The sequence below is a fragment of the Halorubrum sp. SP3 genome (assembly GCF_005435195.1).
Lineage (GTDB): Archaea > Halobacteriota > Halobacteria > Halobacteriales > Haloferacaceae > Halorubrum > Halorubrum sodomense.
The window spans coordinates 1-734 of the sequence record NZ_SGTU01000190.1 but is presented as its reverse complement, the minus strand read 5'-3'; the positions used below and the strand labels follow the sequence as shown (position 1 = coordinate 734).

Genomic DNA, 734 nt, shown 5'->3' with positions numbered 1-734 from the left:
CGACGGGAAAGTAGATCAGGCCGAGGTCGCAGATTCCGCTACGTCGTACAAGGGCAACGACATTGATAGCGATGGTGACGGGAAGGTAGACGGCGCGGACCAAGCCGACAACGCAACGAACGTCAAGGGTAACGACATCGACAGCGATGGCGACGGGAAGGTCGATGCGGCGGACCAAGCCGATAACGCAACGAACGTCAAGGGCAACGACATTGACAGCGACGGCGACGGGAAGGTCGATGCGGCGGATCAGGCCGACGAGCTGACGATAACGCGAACCATCAGCAACGAGTACGTGGATAGGTCTGGTGGCGACTACGACACAGACGATGATGGCGTCTCATACGCAAGTGCGAGCATCCAAGAGTCACTTGGCCCCAACGAATCATTTGCCATCGAAAGTTACTCCGCGTCTGCCAGCATCTCTCACGACGGTAGCGACGCAAGAGACAGCGGCAACGTCTCTGTAACCGTCACGTTTGGTGGTAACGTCATCGCGTCTGCGTCTGATTCGTCCCCATACAATACATCTGTTTCAGTGAGCGATACAAAGCCACAACTGACCGCAAACGCTGGTGAAGACCTCGTGGTGGAAGGGGAAGCAGAGTGGACAGACATGAACCAAACTGACCCGTACATCTCCGAGGTTACCCTGAGCTACAAAGGGCGTGTTCTGCGAATCGAGTGATGAGTGTCTTTCATCGCATCCGAACGCTCGAAGCGGATAGACTCGC

Annotated in this window: 1 protein-coding gene; it reads left to right on the top strand. The window is 56.1% G+C overall.

Annotated elements, in window-relative coordinates:
* A partial coding sequence (locus tag EXE42_RS18850) for a hypothetical protein (protein ID WP_394348007.1) occupies positions 1-688 on the top strand: 688 nt, incomplete at its 5' end.
* Positions 689-734: the final 46 nt, after the last annotated feature.